This is a genomic window from Phenylobacterium sp., from assembly GCF_035539035.1.
Classification (GTDB): Bacteria; Pseudomonadota; Alphaproteobacteria; order Caulobacterales; family Caulobacteraceae; genus Phenylobacterium.
On record NZ_DATLJI010000017.1, the window covers coordinates 81,928 to 90,563 of the forward strand.

At 69.7% G+C, this 8,636-nt stretch carries 8 protein-coding genes; 2 read left to right on the top strand and 6 right to left on the bottom strand.

All coding sequences use genetic code 11. The features are described from left to right. From VM685_RS20920 to VM685_RS20930, 3 genes are read right to left on the bottom strand one after another with little or no spacing between them, the layout of a single operon-like run. Nucleotides 1–417, bottom strand: coding sequence for a MerR family DNA-binding transcriptional regulator (locus VM685_RS20920; RefSeq protein ID WP_325462142.1), 417 nt, complete (start codon nt 415–417; stop codon nt 1–3). 16 nt (nt 418–433) lie between these two features. Next, complete coding sequence (locus VM685_RS20925) at nt 434–1,612, bottom strand: acyl-CoA dehydrogenase family protein (protein ID WP_325462143.1); 1,179 nt, start codon at nt 1,610–1,612, stop codon at nt 434–436. Between the two features lie 8 nt (nt 1,613–1,620). After that, complete coding sequence (locus VM685_RS20930; RefSeq protein ID WP_325462144.1) at nt 1,621–3,996, bottom strand: TonB-dependent receptor; 2,376 nt, start codon at nt 3,994–3,996, stop codon at nt 1,621–1,623. 146 nt (nt 3,997–4,142) lie between these two features. Here VM685_RS20930 and VM685_RS20935 point away from each other — a divergent pair, with 146 nt between their 5' ends. Then, nucleotides 4,143–4,862: a helix-turn-helix transcriptional regulator gene (locus VM685_RS20935; RefSeq protein WP_325462145.1), complete on the top strand. Its 720-nt coding sequence runs from the start codon at nt 4,143–4,145 to the stop codon at nt 4,860–4,862. A 71-nt stretch (nt 4,863–4,933) separates the two neighbouring features. Then, nucleotides 4,934–5,728: a crotonase/enoyl-CoA hydratase family protein gene (locus tag VM685_RS20940; RefSeq protein WP_325462146.1), complete on the top strand. Its 795-nt coding sequence runs from the start codon at nt 4,934–4,936 to the stop codon at nt 5,726–5,728. A gap of 17 nt (nt 5,729–5,745) precedes the next feature. Here VM685_RS20940 and VM685_RS20945 read toward each other — a convergent pair whose 3' ends face one another. The 3 genes from VM685_RS20945 to VM685_RS20955 form a co-directional block, all read right to left on the bottom strand. After that, entirely contained in the window at nt 5,746–6,570 is an 825-nt protein-coding gene (locus VM685_RS20945) for a class I SAM-dependent methyltransferase (RefSeq protein ID WP_325462147.1), read from the bottom strand. 451 nt (nt 6,571–7,021) lie between these two features. Continuing rightward, nucleotides 7,022–7,645, bottom strand: coding sequence for a recombinase family protein (locus VM685_RS20950; RefSeq protein WP_325462148.1), 624 nt, complete (start codon nt 7,643–7,645; stop codon nt 7,022–7,024). A 45-nt stretch (nt 7,646–7,690) separates the two neighbouring features. Beyond that, entirely contained in the window at nt 7,691–8,476 is a 786-nt protein-coding gene (locus tag VM685_RS20955) for a hypothetical protein (RefSeq protein WP_325462149.1), read from the bottom strand. Nucleotides 8,477–8,636: the final 160 nt, after the last annotated feature.

Consider the following 8,636-nt stretch of genomic DNA (forward strand, 5'->3'; position numbering starts at 1 on the left):
CTAGGCCTCGGCCTCGAGGGCCACGGCGGTCGGGAACTGGCGGGAGAGGCGGTCGGAGGCCGCCTTCAGGGAATCGATGGCCAGGTCGACCTCCTGCCGCTGGGCTTCCAGGGCGGCGATCCGACGACGGAAGATCTTCAGCGCCTCGGCGTTCTGCGCGATCTCCCCTTCCTCGTCGTAGAGGTCGAGGATGTCCCGGATCTCGGCGATGGAAAGGCCCACGCGGCGGCCGTTCATGATCAGCCGCAGCCGGGCGCGGTCCTTGTACGAATAGACCCGGGCCGTGTCGCGCCGCGCGGGGAACAGCAGGCCCTGCTCCTCATAGAACCGCAGCGCCCGCGGGGTGGCCCCGAACTCCCGGCAGAGCTGGCTGATGGAATAGGTCCGGTACGGCGGACGGCGAAGGTTGAGCTGCATCTTTCACTCCTCCCGTTCAAAGCCCGAGAACCAGCCGGGCGATGATGTCTCTTTGGATCTCGTTGGAGCCGCCATAGATCGAGGCGGCCCGGTTGTTCAGGTACCTGGCCATGGCCGTGAGGCTTTCCTGCGGCCCGACCGGCTCCACGTTGGAGCCGGCCTGGCGGGCCTCCGGCTGGTCGACCCCAGCGTAGGCTCCCGCGGCCGCGACCGCCAGTTCGTCGATTCGCTGCATGGCCTCGGCGCCCTGGGCCTTCAGCATCGAGGACGCCGGCCCAGGGTTCTTGCCGCCCGCCAGCGCGCTCAGCACCCGCCGCTCGGAGATGTCGATCGCCTCCACCGCGATCTGCGCCTCCGCGAGCTGCCGGCGGTAGTGCGGGTCCTCCATGAGGCCGTTCGCCATGGCCTCCACCCGCCCCAGCTGCACCTTCAGGCCCGGCGCCGAGCCGCCGCCCCGCTCGAACTCGAGAAGGTACTTGGCTACCGTCCAGCCCTGGTTCTCCTCGCCCAGCCGGTTGGCCTTCGGCGTCCGCACGCCCTCGAAGAAGACCTGGTTCACCTCGTGCTCGCCGGCCAGGGTGATGATTGGCCTGACCGTGATGCCCGGGCTCGCCATGTCCAGCAGCAGGAAGGTGATCCCCGCCTGCGGCTTGCCCTGGCTGCTCGTCCGCACGAGGCAGAACATCCGGTTCGCGAACTGGGCGTGGGTGGTCCAGATCTTCGAGCCCGAGAGAACGTAGTCGTCGCCGTCGCTCTCCGCGCGGAGCTGCAGCGACGCCAGGTCCGAGCCCGCCCCCGGCTCGGAATAGCCCTGGCACCAGTAGTCCTCGCCCGAGAGGATCCGGGGCAGGTAGTGCGCCTTCTGCTCAGGCGTGCCGTACCGCATCAGCACCGGGCCCACCATCCGCAGCCCCATGGGAGCCAGACTGGGGGCCCGCGCGCGGGCGGACTCGGCGGCGAAGATGTAGCGCTGCATCTCCGTCCAACCCGGGCCGCCGTACTCCCTGGGCCAGGAGGGGGCGGCCCAGCCGCGGGCGTGCAGGATCCGCTGCCAGACCAGGCTGTGCTGCGGCTCGACGAAGACGCTGGTCTGGCGCTCGCCCACCGCCCGGAGCTCCGGCGTGAGGTTCTCCGCCAGGAAGGCGCGGACCTCGTCGCGGAAGGCCAGGTCCTCGGGGGCGAGCTCCAGGTCCACGGGGCCTCCTAGAACTGGGTCCGGAGGGTGAGGCCGTAGGTCCGCGGCGCCCCCAGGAAGCCCGCGAAGGTGCCCGTCTGCAGCGGCTGGTCGACGATGACCTGGTAGTAGTCCTCGTTGGTCAGGTTCTGCGCCCAGAGTTCCACCGACCAGCGGTCGTCCTCCGCGCCCAGCACCAGCCGGCCGTTCAGCAGCACCAGCTCCTTCTGGCTCTTCAGCGGGTCGAGGTTGGAGCCGGTGTTGTACTCGGAGGTGTACTTGGCCGACAGCGAGGCGCGGAACTTCAGCTCGTTGTCCAGCGACCGCTCGTAGGAGGTCGTGGCCGCCGCCGACCACAGGGGCGCGTAGGAGATGCGGGTGTTCGGCAGCCGCGCCGAGATGCCGGCCGGCGGGACGAACTCGCCGAACTGGGTCTCCGCATAGGTCACGCCGCCCGAGACGGAGAGCCCGTCCAGCGGCGTGCGCCAGGCGAAGTCCAGGTCGACGCCGCGCGACACCACCTCGGGGATCGAGGCCACCAGGAAGCTGATCCCGGTGTAGGTGTTGAGCTGGAAGTCCTCGAACGTCTGGTGGAACACCGTGGCGTTCAGGAGCAGGTTGGCGTCGGCGGTGTTGCTCTTCACCCCCACTTCCCAGCTGGTCACCGTCTCCGCCGGGAAGCTGGTGTTCGGGTCGATGACGCCGGGCCCCCGCCGCGCCCGGTCGAGGTTGAAGCCGCCGCTCTTGAAGCCCTCGGCGTAGGAGCCGTAGACCATCAGCCGCGGGTCGAAGCGGTAGGCGAGCTTCACCGTGCCGCTCCAGCGCTTCTCGCCGCGGTCCTGCTCGGTGACCACGTTGTCGAACGCCGAGTCGGTGTGCGGCGCGCAGATCGCGCCCACCGCCGCCGCCGGCAGGCCGCGCGCCCGGGCCGCGGCGCAGGCGGCCGCGGGCGCCGAGTTGGTGTAGTGGGCGGTGACCTCCTTCTGGTCGTCGGTGTAGCGGACGCCCAGGGTCAGCTCGAGCTGCTCGGTGAGCTGGTAGTTGGCGTTGCCGAACAGCGCCCAGCTCTTGGACTCATGGTCGAAGCTGTCGCGAGGCCCCTGGCCGGCCGGGAAGTTGGTCCCGAACGGCCGCCCGGTCAGCACCGACACGAACTGCGGGTTCGCGCCTTGCGAAAGCAGCAGGCCGAAATAGGGCTCGTAGGCCGCGCCGAGGTTGGTGAAGGCGACCATGTCCAGCAGCTCGCGCTGGTAGAACAGGCCGGCGATCCAGTTGAGCTTCTCGGTCGAGCCGGCGAGCCGCAGCTCCTGCGAGACCTGCTCGATCTTGGTGTAGTTCGAGCCGTCCGTCGGGCGGTACCAGATGTCGGCCGAGGAGAAGTCGATGTCGGAGCCGCCGGCGCTCTTCCAGCGCCGCCAGGCGGTGATCGAGGTCAGGTCGATGTCGTCGGTGAGCGCCAGGTCCGCCTGGACCGAGACCCCGCCGTCCTTGATGCGGCTGACCATGTCGCGGTTGGCGTAGGTGACGCGGCTGAACGGATCGGCCGGGCGCACGATCCCGGCGTCGGCGGCGAGCGCATCGATGATCGCCGCCGTCGGGCCGGGGATCGTGGGATAGTTGACGCAGCAGTTCTCGTCCCGGTCGGTGTAGTCGGCGAGGAACTTCACCTTGAAGCCTTCGCGGGCCTCCCACAGGAGTTGGCCGCGGACAGTCCAGTAGTCCTCGTTGGAGTCCTCGGTGACCGTGCCAGGACCCGCCCCCTTGCGGACCTCCCCGAAGCCGTCGCGCTTGCGCTTGGCCGCGTAGAGCCGGCCGGCGACGCTGTCGCCGAGGATGGGCCCGGTCACGCTCGCCGCCACGCCCCAGCCGTCGTAGTTGCTGGCCGTCAGCTCGCCGCGCGCGCCGAAGGTGAAGTCCGGCTCCTTGGTGGTGATGTTGATCACCCCGGCCGAGGTGTTCTTGCCGAACAGCGTGCCCTGCGGACCCTTGAGCACCTCGATGCGCTCGAGTTCGCCGAGGTCGCCGTACGCCACGCTGGAGCGGGCCCGGTAGACGCCGTCGATTACGGTGCCGACCGAGGACTCCAGCCCCGGGTTGTCGCCGATGGTGCCGACCCCGCGGATCCGCGCTGAGGTCTGCGCGGCGCTCGTGGAGGAGGTGACGTTCAGGCCGGGGGTGAGGACCTGCAGGTCCTTGATGTCGCGCACGCCGGCGTCCTGCAGCTGGCGGGCCGGCAGGGTGGTGACCACGATCGGCACGTCCTGCAGGTTTTGCTCGCGCTTCTGGGCGGTGACCACCAGCTCGCTGACCAGGCCCTGCTCGGCCTCCTGGGCCAGGGCGGAGCCGGCGGCGCCACAGACGGCGGCGATGACGGCGCTGGACGCCGCCCACATGAGCTTGTTCATCGAACCTCCCCAAAGATGCGTCGCGTTGTTCTTGGTTTCCGGAGACCGGCGTGCGACGGGGGCGAGCTTGCGGACCTGGGCCGGAGCGAACAAGCTATCGGAAGTGATAGGCGCCGGGGTGGGCGCGCCGGTCGGAGGTCGTGTCTGTGGACTTGCCTGACCTCGCCCGCCGGGTGGCGGAAGCGGGTCGCGATATCGGGCTGGAGTACGTGGCCGCCTCGGCCGACATCGGCGATCCGTCGCCCATGCGCGGGTCCGACGGACGGCCGCTGGCCGAGACCCTGTTCCGCTGGATCGACCCCGACCTGCGCTACTGGGAGGATCGCGGCTTCGCCCTGCGCTCGCTGTTCATCCACGCCGCCCGCGTCTGCTCGGAACCCTTCTATTTCGCGCAGGGAACCCTGGCGAGCTGGCGGCCGAACCGGGCGCTGGACGCCGTGGCGTCGGAGGGCCCGATCGAGACCTTCGGCGTCGGCGTGGCGATCGTCGCCCCTGCCTACCTGCCGGGCGGCGTGATCGGGGCGGTCGTCTGGGCCTCGCCGGATGCGGAGCTGGACGTGGCCCGAATCTTCGAGGCGCACGCCGCGGACCTGCACGCGCTGGCGCTGCGGTTCGTGGCCACCTACGCCGACGAGATGCACGGAACGGCGGCCGCGCCGGTGCGTCTCACCCGCCGCGAGATCCAGTGCCTCAAGTGGGCCGCGGCCGGGAAGACCGACCAGCAGATCGGCCAGATCGTCTCCATCTCCCTCCCCACGGTGCGCTTCCACATCACCAATGCCGCCCGCAAGCTGCGCGTGGCCGGCCGTTCCCAGGCGATCAGCCGGGCCGCCACCCTGGGCTACATCGGCGCCCACCCCGGCTGAGCGGAAACCGCTGGATCGCGGCGGAACGCCCCGGCATGAGGGGCGCAACACAGCTTTGAGGAGACGAGGGGATGGACCTGATCACCGTGGAGCGGCGCGGCAAGGTCGCCGTGATGACGCTGAACCGGCCCGACGCCATGAACGCCCTGGGCGCGCCGGGCGACGGCGACCAGGTGGCGGCCGCCTGCGCGGCGATCAATGCCGACCCGTCCGTCCGCTGCGTGGTGCTGACCGGCGCCGGCCGCGCCTTCTCCGCCGGCGGCGACGTGAAGGCCATGCAGGCCCGCACCGGCGCCTTCGCCGGCTCCGGCGTGGAGATCCGCGAGGGCTACCGCGGCAACATCCACCGCATCGTGCGCGCCATCTACGGCCTGGAGGTCCCCTCGATCGCCGCGGTGAACGGGGCGGCCATCGGCCTCGGCTGCGACGTGGCCTGCATGACCGACATCCGCATCGCCGCGGAGGAGGCCAAGTTCGGCGTGACCTTTCTGAAGCTCGGCCTGATCCCGGGCGACGGCGGCGCCTGGCTCCTGCCCCGCACCATCGGCATGAGCCGGGCCTGCGAGCTGCTGTTCACCGGCGACGTCATCGACGCCAAGACCGCCTGCGACTGGGGCCTGGTCTCCAAGGTGGTCCCGCGCGAGGGGCTGATGGACGCGGCCATGGAACTCGCCGACCGCATCGCCGAGCAGCCTCCGCATGCGCTCCGGCTCGCCAAGACCCTGCTCAAGCAGGGCCAGACCGCCAGCTACGACACCATCATGGAAATGAGCGCCGCGGCCCAGGCGATCAGCCACCTCACCGACGACCACATGGAGGGGGTCGAGGCGATCCTGGAGAAGCGCAAGCCCCGCTTCGCGGACTAGCGTCAGGCCTTGCGGGTTCAGGGCTTGCGGAAGAAGCAGGCCACCGCGTCGGCCGGCGCGACGCGCGCCAGCGGCCAGGTGGCCACGGCGAACAGCCACGCCGCGACCGAGACCGCCAGCGGCTGGCCCGTCACATAGCGGATCCGCGACCACAGACCCTTCAGCGCCACCGTCTCCAGCCGCAGCTCGCCGACCGGCTGGAGGCCCACGGCGGTGGCGGCCTGGGCCAGGTTGGCGGGGGTGAAGTACCAGACGTGCGGGGAGGGCAGGCCCTTCTGCCACAGCCGGTCGTAGGCGCCGGGCATGCCCAGCCGGTCGGCGAGCGCCGCCACCCGGAAGAACAAGCCGCGCCGGTCCGGGCAGTTGAGCACCAGCACCCCGCCCGGCTCCAGGTGCTCGGCGCAGGCCGCCATGGTCCCGCGAAGGTCGGGGATGTGCTCCAGCACGTCGTTGAACACGATGGCGCCGAACCGTTCGCCCGGCTCCAGCACGTTCGGGAAATAGCCGTGCCGCACCCGCGCCCCGCGGGAGCCGGCGGCCGGGGCCGTGTTGGCGTCCGGCTCGACGCCTTCGGCGGCGTAGCCGCGCGCCTGGCCCGCGCCCAGCAGGAAGCCTGGCCCGCAGCCCACGTCCAGCAGCCGCGCCGGCGGAGCCTTCAGGCGCGCCAGCCGCTCCAGCAGGGCGGCGTTGTTGCGCTCGCGCACCGCGGCCAGGCCGTCCTCGCGCAGCGCCTCGTCCAGCTCGCCGGCGCCCGGCCGGTCGGGGATGGCGATGTCCAGGGCGGCGTTCAGCACCCCGCAGGCCTCGCATCGGCGGAGCCAGTCGTGCCGGTAAGGCCGCATGGTCCCCCCGCAGACGGCACAGGCTTCCCCGAAGACGCTCCACTTGTTCAGCATGCGCCATGCCTCGCCGCAGGAAGACCCGGCGTCAAGCTCCACGCGAAGCGGAAGAGGTCACCGGTGTCGGGGAAGGCAAATGGCGCGCCCGGAACGAGCTTGCTGAGGGGGGCTTTTGGGGTCGTCGTCGGACATGTGCGCGGCCGTGTGGGTGATGTGCGCGCATCATCGGACGAGTCGCGGGAGCGAGGTGGGGATGAGCGGGCAGCATGGCGCCCAGGATCGAGTCGAGGCCGCCAAGCACATCACACCTAAGGAGGTGGAGGTGCTGCCCCTCTGATCGGTGCGCTGGTCAGGCTGGCATGAAGGAGGCGTCAGGCGCAGGTGGCGAGCAGCAGGGCGCCGCCGAAGCCCGCGACGATCATCAGGACGTAGATGAGCGGCCCGACGTGTAGCCTCACGCCTGCACGGTCTCCTGACGGTTCGCCTGGACCGTCTGCATGGACCGTTTCACCCGCTGCACCGTGGCCGTTGAGACGCCGGTGGAGGCCGCTACGGCACGGATCGACTGACCGTCGCGCAAGGCTTTCTGGACCTTCTCCAGACGGCTCCTGGGCATGGGCGGGCGACCGATCCGCACCCCTCGCGCACGACAACGGTCATGTGCGGCTTTAACCCGGCTCACGACGAGGGCGCGTTCAAACTCGGCGAAGACGCCCAGCATCTGGAAGAGCATCCGGCCGCTCGGGGTGCTGGTGTCGATGGCCTGCTGGTGCAGGTAGAGGTCGCAGCCCTTGGCTTGGATGTCGGAGAGGAAGCTCACCAGATCGGGCAGGGAGCGTCCGAGACGGTCCACGGACCATGCGGCGACGATCTGCACCTCACGTCGGGCGATGGCGTTCAGCAGGGCGTTGTAGCCTGGCCGCTTGTCCCTGCCTTTGGCGCCGCTCACGCCTTCGTCGGAGAAGGTGTGCACGATCTCCCAGCCGGATCTCCGGGCGACCTCGGTGAGCACGAGAAGCTGGTTCTCGATGGTCTGATCGTCGGTGCTGACGCGGACGTATAGGGCGGCTCGCTTCATCTCCGAGACGATCTCATGGATCGGTAGGGCGTCAACGAGAGGGGCCTACTGCACCACGGCCAAAGCATTCCGCACTTCAACCTCCTCCACCTCGCTCATGAAGGTGTCGGGCTCTCCGTGAAGACGACCGATGATCTTCCGCCCCGCGCGGAACAACGAGAGCCACGAGACGCGCAGCGGCATGGACCAGTCGTTCGGTTCAACGGCGTCTACTCGCGGCTTGTCCCTTGGTGCGTAGTGCTGGGCTGCCACCCGCTCACCGTGAATGAACTGGGACATGTAAACGTAGGCCACATAGAGCGGCTCATCGTGGAGCGTGGGGACCATCTCCGGCACGGAAGGTAGGCCGGGCAGGGCGGGGTAGCCTTCAGGGAAAACCTTCTCCACGTGCTCGCGGAAAGCCCGAGCGTCGGCGGCTCTCTTCTTCGGCCACTCGCTGTCGCCGCCTGCCTTCTCGATATGGCCGACCAGTCGCAGCCAGACGCGCTCTTCCGAGGCCAGATGCTGAAGCCAACGCCTCTCCCGATCATACGGATCGTCACAATCAACGAGCCAGGCGGCCTTCAACGAGGTCTCGAAGGCGCCTCGCGCAGCCATGATCGCTGGCGGCAGGAGGACCAGATCATGGCGTGCGAGTTCGATGACGCCTTCCACAGAGCGCAGGGCGATCAGCAGGAGCGTGACGGCTTCCTTGTCCGCTTCGTAGCGGCCGAAGTCCTTGTAGCTCGCAGTGGTCTGGTGAACGGCAGCGATGAGCCGTCCGATCGCATCATCAATCCGGTCGCACGCCGCCCTAATCTCCGGCGTCGGCGCAAGCAGAACTCTCGTCACGGCTTCCCCCTACGCCGACCCTACCTCAGCCGTGACGAAACCGAACACTTCTGACCAGGCTCTTGCCCGCCGGCACACCCGTTGATCTTCCAGGGTTTCCAGCCCCGCGATCCGGGGAGGGTTTTGTCACAGGGGCCGGGGCCGTCAGTTCGCCAACCAG